The sequence below is a fragment of the Streptantibioticus silvisoli genome (genome assembly GCF_027947535.2).
Classification (GTDB): domain Bacteria; phylum Actinomycetota; class Actinomycetes; order Streptomycetales; family Streptomycetaceae; genus Streptantibioticus_C; species Streptantibioticus_C silvisoli.
This window is the reverse complement of record NZ_JAAGKO020000099.1, coordinates 1-15,974: the sequence shown is the minus strand read 5'-3', so window position 1 is coordinate 15,974 and position 15,974 is coordinate 1. Positions and strand designations below refer to the sequence as shown.

Here is a 15,974-nt window from a genome sequence, read left to right as displayed (position 1 = left end):
GACGTGCCGCGCGGACGGCAGAGCCCGGACCCCGCCGCTCGGCCGGCCCCGGACGCTGAACAGGACGCGGCCGCACCGCGTACTTCCCCGGGACTGCCGCGCAGGGTGCGGCAGGCCAGCCTGGCCCCGCAGTTGCGCGACACCGGCGCCGCGTACGCCGCGGTCCGCGAGGAGTCGCCGTTCGACCGGGACGCCGACGAGGTGCGCAGCAGGATGGCGTCCTTGCAGCGCGGCTGGCAGCGCGGCCGCGCCGAGGCCGACGAGAGCATGACCGGCACGGCCGGGAGCAGTCACCGTACGATCCGTACGGAAGTGCCGGACACCGCGGCGGGCCGCGGCGTCCGGGCGACAGGAACGACATCGGAGGGGGACGGTCGATGACCGCACCATCGGGCCCGAAGGGCGAGCTGAACTGGTTGCTGGACGATCTGGTGGCCCGGATCGGCAGCGTCCGCAAGGCACTCGTACTTTCGGGGGACGGACTGGCGACCGGAGCGTCGCGTGATCTGAGCCGGGAGGACTCCGAGCACCTCGCGGCGGTGGCCTCCGGCTTCCACAGCCTCGCCAAGGGGGTGGGCCGGCATTTCGACGCCGGACAGGTCCGGCAGACCATGGTCGAACTCGACCAGGCCTTCCTGTTCGTCACCGCCGCGGGTGACGGCAGCTGTCTCGCCGTACTGGCCGACGCCGATTCCGACGTCGGACTGGTCGCGTACGAGATGGCGTTGCTGGTGAAGCGGGTCGGTGCCCATCTGGCCACCGCGCCGCGGGTCGGCCGCTGACGGATCGTCATGACCCCGGAAGCGGACCGCTGGTTCGACGACGCGGCGGGGCCGGTGGTACGGCCCTACGCCATGACGCGCGGTCGCACCAGCCATGCCGCCGAGGACCGCCTCGACCTGATCGCCCTGGTGATCACCGAGGAGCACGCCGGCGTCTCGGAGGAGGAGTTGGGCGGCGAGCACCCGCTCGCGCCCGAACACCTCGACATCCTGACGCGATGCCGGGCCGAACCCACCTCCGTCGCGGAACTCGCGGCCGGGGCCGACCTGCCGGTGGGCGTCCTGCGGGTGCTCATCGGCGACCTGATGGACGCCGGCCTGGTCCGGGTCGCGCGTCCGGTGCCGCCGGCCGAACTCGTCGACGAGCAGTTACTGCGCGACGTGATCAGCGGGCTGCGCGCACTGTGACCCCGTCACACCCCGGCTGAACCGGCCGGCCGGTCCGCGACGACGAGGACGCCCAACGGCGTGCGGTCCTCGCCCCGCGGCCGCCGCCGGCCGGCGGACGGGCGGTGGGTCGGCGGACGGACGGTGGCCGGCGGTGGACGGTCTCCGGCGACTGACGAGCCGGTGGCGTTCAACAGGCGTAGCCATGAGCCGACTTGGCGCACCCTGTGTTTCAACTCTTGACTCCCTGAGAGCGGCAGGGAAGGGTCTGGACCACGTGTCTGCCGACGTGTCAGACACCGCCGCGGCCTGTGCGCCACCGCCGGCCCGGCTCCGGCGCGCAGTTCCCCCACGGGAGGCCCGTGTGCGACCCCAAGCATCCTCCGCAGGTTCCGGCAGACGGCGGCGCAGACGTGTGATCGGCACGCTGCTGGCCACCGCCGCCCTGGTGGCCGCCGCGGTTCCGGCCGCCACGGCCCGTACCAGCGGATCGGACCCGGCCCTGGCGGCCCCGTCGGCGAATGCCCCGTACCTCAACCCCAGGCTGCCGGTGGCGGCGCGGGTGCACGACCTGCTGGGGCGCATGACGCTCCAGGAGAAGGTCGGCCAGATGACCCAGGCCGAACGCAGCTCGATGGCCACCGACCCGACGCAGATCACCGACCTCGACCTGGGGTCGCTGCTGTCCGGCGGCGGTTCCACGCCGACGCCCAACACCCCGGTGGCGTGGGCCGACATGGTCGACGGCTTCCAGGCGCAGGCGATGTCGACCCGGCTTCGCATCCCGATCCTCTACGGCATCGACTCGGTGCACGGCGACAACAACCTGGTCGGCGCCACGATCTTCCCGCAGAACATCGCGATGGGCGCCACCCGCGACCCGAAGCTGGTCGAGCAGGAGGAGCACATCACCGCCACCGAGACCCGCGCCAGCGGGCCGCAGTGGGTCTTCGCGGCCTGCGACTGCGTGGTGCGCGACGACCGGTGGGGACGCACCTACGAAAGCTACGGCGAGGACCCGAAGCTGGTGGAGGAGATGGAGACCGGCATCGACGGTTTCCAGGGCACCAGCGTCAAGGACCTCGCCAGCCCCGACCACGTGCTGGCCACCTCCAAGCACTTCGCCGGTGACGGCGACACCAGCTACGGCTCGTCGACCAACGGCACGTACACGCTCGACCAGGGCATCGACATCGTCGACTGGAAGCACTTCAAGGACATCGACCTGGCGCCCTATGTCACCGCCGTACAGCAGCACCACGTGGGCAGCATCATGCCCTCCTACTCCAGCGTCGACTGGACCGAGGACGGCGTCGGCAACCCGGTCAAGATGAGCGCGAACAAGCAGCTGCTGACCAACGTGCTCAAGGAGAAGATCGGCTTCAAGGGCTTCTTGATCAGCGACTGGCAGGCCATCGAGCAGCTGCCCGGCGACTACGCCACCCAGGTGCGCACCGCGGTCAACGCCGGCCTCGACATGTTCATGGAGCCCAACAGCGCCCCGAAGTTCGAGCAGACGCTCATCGGCGAGGTCCAGGACGGCCAGGTCGCCACGTCCCGCATCGACGACGCCGTCAGCCGCATCCTGACCGCCAAGTTCGAACTCGGCCTGTTCGAGCACCCTTACACCAACCGCACCAACATCGGCACCATCGGCTCGCCCGCGCACCGCGCGGTGGCCCGCCAGGCCGTCGCCGAGTCCCAGGTGCTGCTGAAGAACGCCGACCACACCCTGCCGCTGAAGCCCTCGCAGCGCGTCTACGTCGCCGGTGCCAACGCCGACGACATCGGCAACCAGGCCGGCGGCTGGACCGTCAGCTGGCAGGGCTCCTCCGGCGACACCATCCCCGGCACCACGATCCTCCAGGGCATCCGGCAGGACGACCCGGACGTGACCTACAGCGCCGACGCCTCCCAGCCCACCGGCGGCTACGACGTCGGCGTGGTCGTCGTCGGCGAGACCCCCTACGCCGAGGGGGTCGGCGACGTCGGCAACGGCAGCAACACCCTCAACCTGTCCGCCGCCGACCAGGCCAACATCGACACGGTGTGCGGCGCGATGAAGTGCGTCGTCCTCGACGTGGCCGGCCGCCCGCAGATCATCACCGGCGACCTGCCGAAGATCGACTCCTACGTGATGTCCTGGCTGCCCGGCAGCGAGGGCGAGGGCGTCGCCGACACCCTGTTCGGCAAGCACGCCTACACCGGCAAGCTGCCGGTCAGCTGGCCGCGCAGCGAGGCCCAGGAGCCGATCAACATCGGCGACAAGGACTACGACCCGCTGTTCCCGTTCGGCTACGGACTGACCGACCGGCACTGACCCGGCACCGCACCGCGAAGCTGAACTCCGGCCGCCCGAGGGCCACTTGGGCGGCCGGAGCCGTGCGCGGCCATCCCGTCCGCGGCCCGTCGCGGCGGCGCCGCAAAGCAGGGGTCAGCCGGCGGTCAGGAACCGGTTAAAGTCCTCTGACGGAACTGCCGTAGCCGCAAGGGGTGTTGACGGCCCCGGACGTTGTACTGTTCCTTGTCTGTCGCTGCCCCCTGCCGAACGAGGACCATGAGGATGCACCCGACCTGTATACGCGGCGCCGCCGGAGAAGAGACCCATGGTCTTCGGGCGCGGTGAGCGCGGCCGTGAGCCCGCGGACGAGCCGCTCACACTGAAGATCCTCGTCGCCGGCGGCTTCGGCGTCGGCAAGACGACCATGGTCGGCGCCGTGAGCGAGATCCGGCCGCTGCGCACCGAGGAGTCGCTGACCGAGGCGGGCCGCCCGGTCGACGACACGGCCGGTGTGGAGGGCAAGCGGACCACCACCGTCGCCATGGACTTCGGCCGCATCACGCTGCGCGAGGACCTCGTGCTGTACCTGTTCGGCACGCCGGGCCAGAACCGCTTCTGGTTCCTGTGGGACGAGCTGGCCCAGGGCGCGCTCGGCGCGGTGGTACTGGCCGACACCCGGCGCCTGGAGGACTGCTTCTCGGCGATCGACTACTTCGAGCGGCGCGGCATCCCCTTCGCGGTGGCCGTCAACTGCTTCGAGGGCACCCGCGCTCATCCGGTCGAGGTGGTGCGCGACGCGCTCGACCTGGACGAACTCGTACCGATCCTGCTGTGCGACGCCCGCAACCGGGAGTCCGCCAAGGACGTGCTGATCGCCCTCGTCTCGCACGCGATGCACCGGGCCACCGAGCAGCGCCAGCACGCCACGACCTGACGGCGCATCACCCAGGGGATGCGCCGAATCGGTGACGCTGCGTCAGGCGCCGTTCTCGCTCAGCCACTTGGCGGCGGTTTCGGCCAGTTCGGCGTCCCGGCCGGCGAGCATCGTGGCGATCATCCTCAGGTCGCCGCGCAGTGACCACGCCGGGTGGCCGAACGTGGCCGGGTTGTTGCCCTCGATGAGGAAGTGCGCCGGCCACGCGGTGCCGTAGCCGATCAGCGGCAGCGCGGCCAGGTAGCGGCGCCGCCCGCGCGCCACGCCGTAGGCGCTGACCGCCAGTCCGGTCAGCGTCCCCGTCAGGTGGACCCACCGGGTCGCCGCCTTCGAGTGCATCGCCACGTAATACGGCCAGAACTCCTCGAAGGTGTCGAACTCGCGCGTCGTCTTCCCCATGACGGCACGGTAGCCCATGGCACCCGCCGGACGGGCGGCCCACGGCCCGGATGGCCGCCTGCGGCCGTTTTCCCGGCAGGACTTGCGGCGCGGGCCCCGTAGCACCCCGGCCCGGCGCCCGCCGCGCGTCTCCTCCCCGCTCGCTGCCCGCCGCGCCTCCAGCCGTTCCCCGCCGCCTGTCCTGCCTCTGCGCGGTTCGCCGGCGCCCGCCGCCTCTGCCTGGCTCGCCGGTGCCTTGCCGCCCTGCCGCAGCGGTTCGCCGTTGCCGTTGCCCGCCTCACCGTTGCCCGCCCCACCGTTGCCCGCGGGCCGTTGCCCACCTCACCGCCGGCCGCCGCCCGCCGCCCGCCTCACCGTCCCGCCGTCCCGCCGACCGCCGCCCGCCCGCCTCCCTGCCGCTCCCCCCGTTCCCCGCCTCCCGTCGCCTTCCGCCGGCCCGCGGGGGAGTGGTCGCGGCTTTTTCCCGAACCCGGCCTGGACACGGGCCTCGCACGGATGTACGTTCTTCTCGTATCGAGAATGACTCGGACTGAGAACAACTGGAAGCGGAGGTCGCGATGAGCGGCAGCACCGAGCACGGCGCACGGACGCAGGAGGACTTCCTGTCCGCCTACGACCCGCGCGCCTTCGACCCGGTGGCCGTCACCGTCGACATCGTCGCCTTGACCCTGCGCCAAGGAGCCCTGCACGTCCTGCTGGTGCGCCGCGGCGCGCAGCCGTACGCCGGCCGCTGGGCCCTGCCCGGCGGGTTCCTGCGCCCCGGGCGTGAATCCCTCGACCAGGCCGCCCGCCGCGAACTCGCCGAGGAGACCGGGCTGTCCGACGCGCCGGGCATCGACCGCGTCCACCTGGAACAACTCGGCTCCTACGGAGCGCCGGCCCGCGACCCGCGGATGCACGTCGTCTCCGTCGCCTACCTCGCGTTCGCCCCCGACCTGCCCGACGCCCGGGCCGGCGGCGACGCGGCAGCCGCCGCCTGGGTCCCGGTCGCCGGCCCCCCGCCGGACACCACCCGGGACGGCGCCACCGACGCGGAACGGCGGGACGGGACCCACGGGGGTGGCCCCGACCGCCGTTCCGCCGCCGGCGCGAGGCCCCCGGTCGAAGACCTCGCCTTCGACCACACCGCCATCCTCGCCGACGGCCTCGACCGGGCCCGCGCCAAGATCGAGTACACCCCGCTGGCCACCGCGTTCCTCGGCGAGGAGTTCACCGTCACCGAACTGCGGGCCGTCTACGAGACGGTGTGGGGCCGCACCCTGCACGCCGGGAACTTCCACCGCAAGGTGCTGTCCGTCCCCGGCTTCGTCCGGCCCACCGGCGGCACCGCCGCCCACGCCAACTCCCGCGGCGGACCCCGCGCCCGGCTCTACCGGCCCGGCGACGCCCGCCTGCTGCACCCCGCCCTCCTGCGCCCCGGGCGCGAGGACGGCCCACCCGGGCCCGACGCCGCCGGCACCCCGGCCCGCTGACCCACCCGCACCACCCGCACAGGTCCAACCACGCACACCACACGCACAGGGGGAAACACCATGGGAAGCGGACGCTGGTCCAGCGACGTCTACGACGCCGCCCAACGCTACCGGGCCGCCTCAGGCACCGGCGCCTTCGCCTACAGCGACCACGTCACCGCCGGCTCACCGCAGAGCCAGTGGCGCGCACACCCCTCGCTCGACCCGCACGGCCTCAGCGTCCGCGAGAGCCGCGACAGCGCCGAACACCCCGAATCCCTCGCCATCGCCGTGCTGTTCGACGTCACCGGCTCCATGCGCCGCGTCCCGCGCGCCCTGCAGACCCGGCTGCCCGAACTGTTCGGCCTGCTGCTCAGCAAGGGCTACGCCGCCCACCCGCAGATCCTCTTCGGCGCCATCGGCGACGCCACCTGCGACCGGGTCCCGCTCCAGATCGGCCAGTTCGAGTCCGACAACCGCATGGAGGACGACCTCGGCAACATCCTGCTGGAGGGCGGGGGCGGCGGCCAGATGACCGAGAGCTACGAACTCGCCCTGTACGCCATGGCCCGCCACACCTCCCTCGACTGCCACGAGAAGCGCGGCCACCGCGGCTACCTGTTCATCATCGGCGACGAACTGCCCTACGCCGCCGTCAAGTCCCACGAGGTCCGCGACGTCATCGGCGACCGGATCGGCCAGGACATCCCGTTCCTGACCGTGCTGGACGAAGTGCGCGAGAAGTTCGACGTCTACTACGTGCTGCCGGCCGGAGCCGGCCACGCCGGGGACCGCCGGGTGCTGGAGACCTGGCGGCAGATCCTCGGCCAGAACGTCATCGAACTCGACGACGTCGACACCGTCTGCGAGACCATCGCCCTCACCGTCGGCCTCGGCGAGCAGGCCATCGACCTCGCCCAGGGCCTCGCCGACCTCGCCGCCGCCGGCTCGCGGACCGGTGAGGACGTCGCCCGCTCCCTCGCCGGCCTCGACCGCCCCCGGCCCGCCCACCGCACCGATTCCGGCCACCGCCCGCCCGAGCCGCGCCGCACGGCCCCCGGCTTCGGCTTCCGCGCCGGCCACCGCGACCGGTGAACCACATCGTCGTCGTCGACCTCGGCTACGGCGACGCCGGCAAGGGCACCGTCGTGGACCGGCTGTGCGCCCCCGGTCCCGACGGGCCCGGCGCCCCCACCGCCGTCATCCGGTTCAACGGCGGGGCCCAGGCCGCCCACAACGTCGTCACCCCCGACGGACGCCACCACACCTTCGCCCAGTTCGGCTCCGGCACCCTGCACGGCGTCCCCACCCACCTGTCCCGCTTCACCCTCGTCGACCCCCTCGCGCTCAGCGCCGAAGCCGCCCACCTCACCGCCCTCGGCGTCCGCGACCCCTACGCGCTGCTCACCGTCGACCACCGCGCCCTGCTCACCACCCCGTACCACGCCGCCGCCAACCGGCTGCGCGAACAGGCCCGCGGCACCGCCCGGCACGGCTCGTGCGGCATGGGCATCGGCGAGACCGCCGCCTACGCCCTCGACCACCCCGCCGACGCCCCCACCGCCGGCGACTGCCGCTCCCGCACCCGCCTGACGCACCGCCTCACCCTGCTGCGCGACCGCCTCACCGACGCCCTCGGCCCGCTGCGCACCCCACCCGTCGACGCCTGCGCCGACGCCCTCACCGCCTTCGCCCGCACCGTCACCCTCACCGGCGACGACCACCTGACCCACCTGCTGCGCCGCGGCCCCGCCGTCTTCGAAGGCGCCCAGGGCGTCCTGCTCGACGAACACCACGGCTTCCACCCCCACACCACCTGGTCCACCACCACCCCCGCCAACGCCGACACCCTGCTCGCCGAAGCCGGCCGGCCCGGTGACGCCCTGCGCCTCGGCGTGGTCCGCACCACCACCGTCCGCCACGGCCCCGGCCCGCACCCCACCGCGGACCCCGCACTGGCCGCCGCCCTGCCCGAACCCCACAACGGCACCGGCCCCTGGCAGGGCCCCTTCCGCACCGGCCACTTCGACGCCGTCGCCCACCGGCACGCCCTCACCGTCAGCGGCGGCGTCGACGCCCTCGCCGTCACCCACCTCGACGCCCCCGCCCGGCACCCGGGACTGCGCGTCGTGCAGGCCCTCACCCTCGACGGCATCCGCACCGACCGGCTGCCGCAGCCCCACCCCGACGACCTCACCGCCCGCCAGGCCCTCACCACCGCCCTGCTGGCCGCCACCCCGGCCGCCTGGGAGACCCCGGGCGCCGACCCCGGCGACTGGAGTGACGCCGTCAGCGCCGCCCTGTCACGGCCCGTCGCCCTCGAATCCCACGGGCCGACCGCCGCCGACAAACGACTGCGTCACGAACTCCAGCCGCAGCGGAAGCACTTGTAGCCCCCGGTGCCGTCCCCGTAGGCCGTGCCCTCCGAACAGTCCAGACACGACAGCTTCGAATGCAGCGCCGGCGCCACCGGAGCCTTGATCGCGAACTCCGCCCGCGCCCAGTACGCCGGATCCGTCACATCCCCCTCCCGCACCACCGCGTCCGCCTCCTCGACGACGGCTTCCGCCGCCACGTCCGGTTCCCCGGCCACGGCTTCCGCCTCCGCCGCGTCCAGTACCTTCGCCGCGTCCGGCTCCCGTGCCCCGGCCACCGCCTCCGCCGGCACCTCCGGCTGCGCCGCCACGTCCCGTTCCACCGCCGCGTCCTGCTCCACCGACACCGCCGACCGCCTTCCCAGCCTCACCCGGCCCGCCGCGGACCCGGCCGCCCATCGTCGCGCGCCCGCCGCTTCCCCGGCAACCACGACCCGTACCGGCCCGTGCGCCCGTTCCGCTACAGTCCGCCAGATGGCCGACCACACCAAGGACTCCCACTGCCCGCACTGCGGACACCACTTCCCGGCGGACGCGGGCTGGCCGCGCCGCTGCGCCGCCTGCGGAGGGAGCACCTACCGCAACCCGCTGCCGGTCGCCGTCGCCCTGCTGCCGGTACGTGACGAGTCCGGCACCGGGCTGACCGTCATCCGCCGCACCATCGCCCCCAGCAACGGCGAACTCGCCCTGCCCGGCGGGTTCATGGAGATCGGCGAATCCTGGCAGCAGGCCGTCACCCGCGAACTCGGCGAGGAGACCGGCATCCCCGCCGACCCCGACACCGTCCGCCTCGCCGACGTCCGCACCGACCTGGCCGGCCACCTCCTCGTCTTCGGGCTGCTGCCCGCCCTCGACGCCGCGGCCCTGCCGCCGTCCACCCCCACCCACGAGACCCAGGGCTGGCAACTCATCCACGCCCCCACCCCGCTCGGCTTCCCGCTGCACACCGAGGCCGTCGCCGCCTGGTTCGGCGGCCACTACGGCCCCGGCGCCTGACCCCCGGCATCCGACCCGGAACACCCCGGACCAGCCCGTCACCCGCCCGCCGCGCCGCCGGCCCACCCCGGCGGCGCGTCACCGCGGCGACCTCTGGCGTCCCGGCGCAAACCCTGGCATCGTCTCGACCGGCCGTGCCGCGAACACCGCACGTGGGCGGCACAGGCGCCACCAGCGCACCACGCCGGGTTCCCACAGGAGACGTCACCCATGAGCACCGCCCCGCAGCCCACCAGTGCCCCGCAGCCGATCTGGCAGCCCGGACCGGACCGGATCGAGGGCGCGCGGCTCACCCGCTTCCACAGCTGGGCCGCCGAACGGCACCACGCCCCCGCACCGGACGCCGACCCGGCCGTCTCCTACCGGGCCCTGCACATCTGGTCGGTCACCGAGCCCCGGCGGTTCTGGAAGGCCGTCACCGAGTGGTTCGACGTCACCTTCACCACCCCCTACGAGACGGAACTCGCCGCCGACGCCATGCCCGGCGCCGTCTGGTTCCCCGGCGCGAAGCTCAACTACGCCGCGCACGCCCTGCGGTGGGCCGGCGAACGCCCCGCCGAGGCCGCCCTGCTCGCCCTCGACGAGAGCCAGGAGATCCGCACCACCACCTGGGCCGAGCTGCGCGACCAGGTCGCCTCCGTGGCCGCCCGGCTGCGCGCCCTCGGCGTCACCCCCGGCGACCGGGTCAGCGGCTACCTGCCCAACATCCCGCAGGCCGTCGTCGCCCTGCTCGCCACCGCCGCCGTCGGCGCCGTGTGGACCTCCTGCGCCCCCGACTTCGGCGCCCGCAGCGTCCTGGACCGCTTCCAGCAGGTCGAACCCGTCGTGCTGTTCACCGTCGACGGCTACCGCTACGGCGGCAAGGAGCACGACCGCACCGAGGTCGTCGCCGAACTCCTGCGCGAACTGCCCACCCTGCGCGCCGTCGTGCACATCCCGCTGCTCGGCACCCCGGCCCCCGACACCACCCTGAGCTGGGACGACGTCGTCGCCGAGCCCGCCGAGCCCGCCTACGAACCCGTCCCGTTCGACCACCCGCTGTGGGTGCTGTACTCCTCCGGCACCACCGGACTGCCCAAGGCCATCGTCCAGTCCCAGGGCGGCATCCTCGTCGAACACCTCAAGCAGGCCGGCCTCCACCTCGACCTCGGCCCCGGCGACCGCTTCTTCTGGTACACCTCCACCGGCTGGATGATGTGGAACTTCCTGGTCGGCGGCCTGCTCACCGGCGCCGGCATCGTCCTGTACGACGGCAGCCCCGGCCACCCCGACACCGGCGCCCAGTGGAAGGTCGCCGAACGCACCGGCGCCAAGGTCTTCGGCACCTCCGCGGCCTACGTCATGGCCTGCGGCAAGGCCGGCGTCGAACCCGGCCGCGACTACGACCTGTCCGCCCTGGCCTGCGTCGCCACCACCGGCTCCCCGTTGCCGCCCGACGGCTTCCGCTGGGTCTACGAGCACGTCGAGTCCGACATCTGGCTCGCCTCCGTCAGCGGCGGCACCGACGTGTGCAGCTGCTTCGCCGGCGGCGTCCCCACCCTCCCGGTGCACATCGGCGAACTCCAGGCCCCCTGCCTCGGCACCGACCTCCAGGCCTGGAACCCGGCCGGCGAACCGGTCACCGACGAGGTCGGCGAACTCGTCGTCACCCGCCCGATGCCCTCCATGCCGATCCACTTCTGGAACGACCCCGACGGCACCCGCTACCACGACAGCTACTTCGAGATGTACCCCGGCGTCTGGCGGCACGGCGACTGGATCACCCTCACCTCCCGCGGCTCGGTGATCATCCACGGCCGCTCCGACTCCACCCTCAACCGCGGCGGCGTCCGGATGGGATCCGCCGACATCTACGAGGTCGTCGAACGCCTCCCCGAAATCCGCGAATCCCTGGTCATCGGCGTCGAACAGCCCGGCGGCGGCTACTGGATGCCGCTGTTCGTCCGCCTCGCCGACGGCACCGCCCTCGACGACGACCTGCGCGACCGGGTCAAGCGCGCCCTGCGCACCGCGCTGTCCCCGCGCCACGTCCCCGACGAGATCATCGAGGTCCCCGGCATCCCGCACACCCTCACCGGCAAGCGCATCGAGGTCCCCGTCAAACGCCTCCTCCAGGGCACCCCCCTCGACAAGGCCGTCAACCCCGGCTCCGTCGACGACCTCTCCCTCCTGCACTTCTACGCGAACCTGGCCGCCGACCGCGCCGGTTCCTGACCGCCCCGCCCCCGGCGACAAAGCGCCGCCGCGGGCCACGTTCCGGGTCGGCGGGGGTGTCGGCGTCGGTGTGCGCTGCGGCTTCGGCGTGGGCTTTCGCGCCAGCTTCGACCCGGTCACGAAGCACCGCCGGAGGCGCGTTGTCAGTGGTCGTGGTTACGGTGAGTGAGCAACGGTTCGGAGATCGTCACGCGGCGCACGCGGCGCGACGGTCCCCGGACGACACCGCCACGCCCAGGGGGAACCATGCGACACGACGACCACCGCCCCGACCAGCACGACGACGGCCGCCGCCCCGGCCGGCCCGCCAGGCCGCCCCGCCGCCCCGCCGGCCCCACCCGCGGCGCCCGCCCCGCGCCCGCCCGCCCCGACCGCGGGGGAGGAGGACCGCACGGACGGCCACCCCTGTCGCCCGCCGCCGCCCGCCAGGCCCTGCGCCGCGAGGTGCCCAGCACCCTCGCCCTGCTCACCGGCCACGACGACTTCACCGCCATGCGCGGCTACGCCACGTTCGCCTTCGACGACCACCCCGGCTACCTGCGCCACGCCCACGGACTGCTCCGCTCCCTGACCGCCCGCGGCACCCACGTCGGCGTCGTCCGCTTCGACCCGCACGCCTACACCGCCTGGTGCGCCGAGACCGGCAGAACGGCCGACGACCCCGACACCCGCACCCGGTACGTCGCCGACGTCGCCTCCGGCGGCGCGGTCGTCCCCTACGAAGGACAACCCGTCGCCGACCTCGTCGACCAGGTCGACCTCGCCACCGCCCGGCACGCCACCTGGTCCCGCGCCGCCGACGTCCTGGCCCGCACCGGCGAGGCCGACACCTGCTTCGACCGCGCCTGCCTCGCCCTGAGCCGGCTCTTCGACGCCGCCGGCCCCGGCAGCCACCACCTGGTGTGCAGCGTCCCGCTGGACGACGCCCCGCTCGTCGCCGTCGTGCACGCCGAACGCGCCGCCGACGGCACCGTCGACCTGGTCGAGGCCGACGCCCTCACCCTGTGCACCCTGCTCGCCGCCGGCATGGCCACCCGCACGCCCGGCGGCCTGGTCCTGCGCACCGGCGACGGCACCCCCGAGGCCCCCGACCACGTACGCGGCTGGACCCTGCGCGACCGCTGGCTGCACCCCCTCACCGAGGCCCAGGTCTTCGCCGCCTACTGCACCGACGCCGACACCGGCGACCCCGTCCCCCCGGAACCCGGCGTCACCTACTGCGCCGGCACCCCGCTCCCACCACCACGGGAGTAGGGAGGAGGTACGGGTGCGCCGAGGGGGCGGGGTTGCGCTGACCGGGCCGACGATGGAGGGGCGCGAGGGGCTCGGTTGAGGGGGCCGGTGGTGAGGAAGCGGGGGCTCCGTTGACCGGGCCGACGGCGCGGGGGACCGGGGCTCCGTCGAGCGGGTCTTACGGTGCGGGGACTCGGGGGAACGCCCGCCCGGCGAACCGGCCGACCCCGCCGCCCGGCGACCCTGCCACCCGGCGAACCCGCCACTCAGCCGACCCCACTCAGCCGATCCCGCCCGGCCAACCGCCGCCCAACCACCCCAGCGGTCGGCGGACCCCACACGGTCCGCCCACCCCGACCCCGACCCCGAACCCGGCTCACTCGCCCGACAGCACGCCCTGCGCCGCACGCCGTGCCCCGGGCGCCGAGTCCGCCGCGCGGGCGGCCTCCGCCGCCCGCCGGCACTGCGCCAGCGTCGCCTTCGCCAGCGTGGCCCGCACGTGGGCGATCGAGCCCGCGCCCATCGACAGGCTGGTCACCCCCAGCCCCACCAGCACACACGCCAGCAACGGATCGGAGGCCGCCTCACCGCACACCCCGCACCCGCGGTCGTCCGCCGACGCCGCCTGCGCGCACAGCGCGACCAGGTCCAGCAGTGCCGGCTGCCACGGGTCCTGCAACCGCGCCAGCGCGCCCACCTGCCGGTCGGCGGCGAACGTGTACTGCGCCAGGTCGTTGGTGCCCAGCGACACGAACTCCACCTCGGCCAGGATCGACCGGGCCCGCAGCGCCGCCGACGGGATCTCCACCATCGCGCCGAACTTCGCCCGCAGTCCCGCCGCCCGGCAGGCGTCGGCGAACGCCTTCGCGTCCGCGCGGTCCGCCACCATCGGCGCCATGACCTCCAGGTGCACCGGCAGCCCGTCGGCCGCCCGCGCGAGCGCCCGCAATTGCGTCGCCAGCACCCCGGGATGCTCCAGCAGACTGCGCAGTCCCCGTACGCCCAGCGCCGGGTTCGGCTCGTCGGACGGGGTGAGGAACGCCAGCGGCTTGTCGGCGCCGGCGTCGAGCACCCGCACCACCACCTTGCCCTGGGGGAACGCCTCCAGCACCTGCCGGTAGACCTCCGTCTGCCGGTCCTGGGACGGCGCCGCCGCCTGGTCGTCCAGGAACAGGAACTCGGTGCGGAACAGCCCGACCCCCTCGGCGCCCGCCGCCACCGCGGCCGCCACGTCCGCCGGACCGCCGATGTTGGCCAGCAGCGGGACCCGGTGGCCGTCCGAGGTCGCCCCCGGGCCGGTGGAGGCGCCCAGCGACGCCCGCCGCTCGGACGCGGCGCGCTCCAGCTCGGCCCGCCGCTCAGCACCCGGCTCCAGCACCACCTCACCGGTGCTGCCGTCGACGCCCACCAGCGCGCCCTCGGGCAGTTCGACCGCGCCGGGCAGCGCCACCACCGCCGGCACCCCCAGCGCGCGGGCCAGGATCGCGCTGTGGCTGGTCGGCCCGCCCTCCTCGGTGACGAACGCCAGCACCAGCGACGGGTCCAGCAGCGCGGTGTCCGCCGGCGCCAGATCCCGGGCCACCAGCACGTACGGCTCGTCGCTGTCGGGAACGCCCGGCATCGGCACGCCCAGCAGGCGCGCGACGATGCGGTTGCGGACGTCGTCCAGGTCGGCCACCCGCCCGGCCAGGTACTCCCCGGCGCCGGCCAGCAGCGCCCGGTAGGAGGCGAAGGCGTCGTAGACCGCGCGTTCCGCGGTGCTGCCGACCGCGATCCGCCGGTCCACGTCGGCCAGCAGCTCCGGATCGGCGGCCATCAGGGCCTGCGCCTCCAGTACCTGCTGCGCCTCACCGCCCGCCAGGTTGCCGCGGGCGGTCAGGTCGGCGGCCACCGCCTCAACGGCCCGCCGCGCCCTGGCCTGTTCCCGCGGCGCCTCCCCGGCTGGCACGCTCTTCGCCGGCGGTTCGAGAACCGCGGTGCCCATGTGCCTGACCTGGCCGAGGGCCACGCCATGGCTGACGCCGACGCCTCGCAGGGTTGTCTCCATCTCATCCGTCCCGGTCTTGATGGCGGCGCATGGCCGCTCAGGTCGTCACGTTGTTGTCGCCGGGCGGAACGAGGTCAGCTCCAGACGAACAGCCGTCCGCCCGCCTCGACCTCGCCGGCCTCCACCAGTTCTCCGAGCGCGTCCGCGGTGGCCTCCAGCGCGATGACCGGACACACCGGGGACTTCCCGGCCGCCTCCACCGCCGCCGGGTTCCACCGCACCAGCGGCTGACCGCGCCGGACGGCGGCCCCCTTCGCCACCAGCAGCTCGAATCCCTCCCCGTTCAGCTGCACGGTGTCGATCCCCAGATGGATGAGTACCCCGCGGCCCTCGTCATCCACCACCACAAAGGCGTGCGGATGGAGTGAAACCACCGTCCCGTCCACCGGCGCGAGCGCCTCGAGCGGCTCGCGCACCGGGTCCACCGCGGTCCCCGGCCCGACCATCGCGCCGGCGAACACCGGGTCCGGCACCGCCGGCAGCCCGACCGCCCGCCCGCTCACCGGAGACGTCACCGTCGTCATGGAAGCCTCCTCCACCGCCAGGGTCCTCAAGGGCTCAGCAGCCTAAGTCATCCCCCCGCCGCCACCGGATTTGCCTCTCGCCGTCACGGTCCAGTACGTTGGCGCAGCCGCCTCGACGAAGCACTGCGGAAACGCCAGTGAAATGAATCGGAGCGGCGGACGACGGAAAATCGGAGCTGAAAAGCTCTGATAGAGTCGGAGACACCGAAGGGAAAGCCCGGAGCGGCCGGTGAAACGGTCTCGAAGGTAGCTTCCGTTCCTTGAGAACTCAACAGCGTGCTAAAAGTCAACGCCAAATATGTTGATACCCCGTCCATCGGATCGGTTTTTCCGGTTCGTGGATGAGGTTCC

15 protein-coding genes and 1 pseudogene are annotated in these 15,974 nt (G+C 73.8%); 11 read left to right on the top strand and 5 right to left on the bottom strand.

The features are described from left to right. The 5 genes and pseudogenes from POF43_RS33485 to POF43_RS33465 form a co-directional block, all read left to right on the top strand. Positions 1-381 (top strand): annotated as a pseudogene (locus tag POF43_RS33485) (histidine kinase); the annotation flags it as partial. Next, positions 378-782: a roadblock/LC7 domain-containing protein gene (locus tag POF43_RS33480; RefSeq protein WP_271317217.1), complete on the top strand. Its 405-nt coding sequence runs from the start codon at positions 378-380 to the stop codon at positions 780-782. The pseudogene POF43_RS33485 and the gene POF43_RS33480, both read left to right, overlap by 4 nt. Before the next feature lie 9 nt (positions 783-791). Continuing rightward, complete coding sequence (locus POF43_RS33475; protein ID WP_271317216.1) at positions 792-1,190, top strand: DUF742 domain-containing protein; 399 nt, start codon at positions 792-794, stop codon at positions 1,188-1,190. Between the two features lie 394 nt (positions 1,191-1,584). Further along, the gene (locus tag POF43_RS33470) at positions 1,585-3,489 is read left to right on the top strand and encodes a glycoside hydrolase family 3 protein (protein ID WP_271325038.1); all 1,905 of its coding nucleotides are present in this window, start codon (positions 1,585-1,587) and stop codon (positions 3,487-3,489) included. A gap of 286 nt (positions 3,490-3,775) precedes the next feature. Then, complete coding sequence (locus POF43_RS33465; RefSeq protein WP_271317214.1) at positions 3,776-4,384, top strand: GTP-binding protein; 609 nt, start codon at positions 3,776-3,778, stop codon at positions 4,382-4,384. 42 nt (positions 4,385-4,426) lie between these two features. On the opposite strand, the gene POF43_RS33460 is transcribed toward POF43_RS33465, so the two are convergent. Continuing rightward, on the bottom strand, positions 4,427-4,783 hold the full coding sequence (locus tag POF43_RS33460) for an Mpo1-like protein (RefSeq protein ID WP_271325039.1): 357 nt from the start codon (positions 4,781-4,783) through the stop codon (positions 4,427-4,429). A 557-nt stretch (positions 4,784-5,340) separates the two neighbouring features. Between POF43_RS33460 and POF43_RS33455 the strand changes: the two genes are divergently transcribed. The 3 genes from POF43_RS33455 to POF43_RS33445 are packed head-to-tail and all read left to right on the top strand — an operon-like array spanning position 5,341 to position 8,627. Then, the gene (locus POF43_RS33455) at positions 5,341-6,255 is read left to right on the top strand and encodes an NUDIX hydrolase (protein ID WP_282698931.1); all 915 of its coding nucleotides are present in this window, start codon (positions 5,341-5,343) and stop codon (positions 6,253-6,255) included. A gap of 60 nt (positions 6,256-6,315) precedes the next feature. Then, positions 6,316-7,329: a hypothetical protein gene (locus POF43_RS33450; RefSeq protein ID WP_282704939.1), complete on the top strand. Its 1,014-nt coding sequence runs from the start codon at positions 6,316-6,318 to the stop codon at positions 7,327-7,329. Continuing rightward, positions 7,326-8,627 (top strand): adenylosuccinate synthetase, encoded by a 1,302-nt coding sequence (locus POF43_RS33445; protein WP_282704938.1) that lies wholly within the window; start codon positions 7,326-7,328, stop codon positions 8,625-8,627. The genes POF43_RS33450 and POF43_RS33445 overlap by 4 nt, the downstream gene beginning before the upstream one ends. Here the strand turns inward: POF43_RS33445 and POF43_RS33440 are convergent. Then, positions 8,594-8,956, bottom strand: a complete 363-nt coding sequence (locus POF43_RS33440; protein ID WP_271325996.1) for a hypothetical protein — start codon at positions 8,954-8,956, stop codon at positions 8,594-8,596. The two genes, POF43_RS33445 and POF43_RS33440, sit on opposite strands and share 34 nt — an antisense overlap. A gap of 127 nt (positions 8,957-9,083) precedes the next feature. Here POF43_RS33440 and POF43_RS33435 point away from each other — a divergent pair, with 127 nt between their 5' ends. From POF43_RS33435 to POF43_RS33425, 3 genes are all read left to right on the top strand, one after another. Then, on the top strand, positions 9,084-9,605 hold the full coding sequence (locus POF43_RS33435; RefSeq protein ID WP_282704937.1) for an NUDIX domain-containing protein: 522 nt from the start codon (positions 9,084-9,086) through the stop codon (positions 9,603-9,605). 210 nt (positions 9,606-9,815) lie between these two features. Beyond that, positions 9,816-11,819: an acetoacetate--CoA ligase gene (locus POF43_RS33430; RefSeq protein WP_271324965.1), complete on the top strand. Its 2,004-nt coding sequence runs from the start codon at positions 9,816-9,818 to the stop codon at positions 11,817-11,819. A 246-nt stretch (positions 11,820-12,065) separates the two neighbouring features. Continuing rightward, on the top strand, positions 12,066-13,073 hold the full coding sequence (locus tag POF43_RS33425; RefSeq protein WP_282704936.1) for a DUF8829 domain-containing protein: 1,008 nt from the start codon (positions 12,066-12,068) through the stop codon (positions 13,071-13,073). A 355-nt stretch (positions 13,074-13,428) separates the two neighbouring features. Here POF43_RS33425 and ptsP read toward each other — a convergent pair whose 3' ends face one another. From ptsP to POF43_RS33410, 3 genes are all read right to left on the bottom strand, one after another. Next, complete coding sequence (ptsP, locus tag POF43_RS33420; RefSeq protein ID WP_271325645.1) at positions 13,429-15,099, bottom strand: phosphoenolpyruvate--protein phosphotransferase; 1,671 nt, start codon at positions 15,097-15,099, stop codon at positions 13,429-13,431. Between the two features lie 74 nt (positions 15,100-15,173). Then, entirely contained in the window at positions 15,174-15,623 is a 450-nt protein-coding gene (locus tag POF43_RS33415; RefSeq protein ID WP_271318231.1) for a PTS sugar transporter subunit IIA, read from the bottom strand. A gap of 83 nt (positions 15,624-15,706) precedes the next feature. Then, positions 15,707-15,974 (bottom strand): hypothetical protein (locus POF43_RS33410; RefSeq protein ID WP_282704935.1); only part of this gene is annotated, 268 nt, incomplete at its 5' end.

Excerpts from the sequence above, each read along its gene's own strand:
- POF43_RS33480 (WP_271317217.1), top strand. The coding sequence starts at position 378 with ATGACCGCACCATCGGGCCCGAAGGGCGAGCTGAACTGGTTGCTGGAC.
- POF43_RS33475 (WP_271317216.1), top strand. The coding sequence starts at position 792 with ATGACCCCGGAAGCGGACCGCTGGTTCGACGACGCGGCGGGGCCGGTG.
- POF43_RS33465 (WP_271317214.1), top strand. The coding sequence starts at position 3,776 with ATGGTCTTCGGGCGCGGTGAGCGCGGCCGTGAGCCCGCGGACGAGCCG.
- POF43_RS33460 (WP_271325039.1), bottom strand. The coding sequence starts at position 4,783 with ATGGGGAAGACGACGCGCGAGTTCGACACCTTCGAGGAGTTCTGGCCG.
- POF43_RS33455 (WP_282698931.1), top strand. The coding sequence starts at position 5,341 with ATGAGCGGCAGCACCGAGCACGGCGCACGGACGCAGGAGGACTTCCTG.
- POF43_RS33450 (WP_282704939.1), top strand. The coding sequence starts at position 6,316 with ATGGGAAGCGGACGCTGGTCCAGCGACGTCTACGACGCCGCCCAACGC.
- POF43_RS33435 (WP_282704937.1), top strand. The coding sequence starts at position 9,084 with ATGGCCGACCACACCAAGGACTCCCACTGCCCGCACTGCGGACACCAC.
- POF43_RS33430 (WP_271324965.1), top strand. The coding sequence starts at position 9,816 with ATGAGCACCGCCCCGCAGCCCACCAGTGCCCCGCAGCCGATCTGGCAG.
- POF43_RS33425 (WP_282704936.1), top strand. The coding sequence starts at position 12,066 with ATGCGACACGACGACCACCGCCCCGACCAGCACGACGACGGCCGCCGC.
- ptsP (WP_271325645.1), bottom strand. The coding sequence starts at position 15,099 with ATGGAGACAACCCTGCGAGGCGTCGGCGTCAGCCATGGCGTGGCCCTC.
- POF43_RS33415 (WP_271318231.1), bottom strand. The coding sequence starts at position 15,623 with ATGACGACGGTGACGTCTCCGGTGAGCGGGCGGGCGGTCGGGCTGCCG.